1 pseudogene is annotated in these 1,060 nt (G+C 40.5%); it reads right to left on the bottom strand.

Annotated elements, in window-relative coordinates:
* Nucleotides 1–1,040 (bottom strand): annotated as a pseudogene (locus tag CXF67_RS09925) (DUF4394 domain-containing protein); the annotation flags it as partial.
* Nucleotides 1,041–1,060: the final 20 nt, after the last annotated feature.

The following is a 1,060-nucleotide window of genomic DNA, read 5'->3' as shown; positions in this document are numbered from 1 at the left end:
GCGGGAGTACCATTTGTTGGCGCATCAGTTCTATTCTCAATTCCTGCAAACTCAACATTAGTCATTGGTTCTACAGCAGCACTAAAAACTAAAGGTCCACAGTAAGGAAGAGGAAATTCAAAAGGAGGTTCATTCTGAACAGAAGACCAAGCAATTTGTGTTAAAGCACCTGGGCTTATTTCACCAACTAAAGTGGTTCCTCCCGTAGTAGTGTCTAAAATACGAAGTTCAGAAAGGTTTCCCGCAACGTTAAAAGCGGCAAGGTACACTTCATCTGATGCTTGATCATAGAACATTCCCTGACCAAAAGAAGCATCAAAACCAATTGAGCCTAATGAAGTTGTTGCTCCTGTGCCTAAATCTATTGAGTAAGCTATGTCTAAAACAATATCATAGGTGTAACCCATTCCAGACCCGTCAATAGCAAAGGCTATAGCAATACCTGTTGGATTTCCAGCATCTCCAGGCAGCCCAAATGATCCTAACAAAGTTGCATCAGGAGTAGCAGGATTCACGAGGTATAAATTGTTACTATCTACGCCATAAAGAACTCCGTCATTAGGATTGTAAGCAAGACCAGTAAAACCACCATCTACTAAACCAGTATTTCCTGCTGGGGTGTAAATTCCAGTCAAAACATCAAGAGAATAGAGGTTCCCCGCAGTGTCTGCTGTATAACCAGTGGTATTGTTGAAAGGGTCAATAGCACCAGCTCCTTCAAAATCTCCCTCGGCAATTGGTGCTCCAACTGAAATAGTAGTGTAAGTATTAGGACTGCTAATATCATAACTACCATATCCATTGGCTTGCGATTCCCAACCGTATGCTAATATGCCATTTCTAAGATTCTGATTGATAACTTCTGGAGTAGTTTGGTCTTTTAGATAGGCGTTTAGTTGCCTCATTTCTTCAATTGTGAAGAATTGAGTAAAGCTATTTGGGCTGTTTTTGTTGATTTCATAAGACTGAATTAACTCGTCGATGCTTCTTTCCTGTGCCGTGGACTGAAAGGCCATGGTAAATAGAAACACACATGTCATTAATGATGTAATTTTTCTCA

It is taken from the genome of Psychroflexus sp. MES1-P1E (assembly GCF_002836055.1).
Classification (GTDB): Bacteria; Bacteroidota; Bacteroidia; order Flavobacteriales; family Flavobacteriaceae; genus Psychroflexus.
The sequence above is the reverse complement of the archived record's forward strand: the minus strand, read 5'-3'. Positions and strand labels throughout refer to the sequence as shown.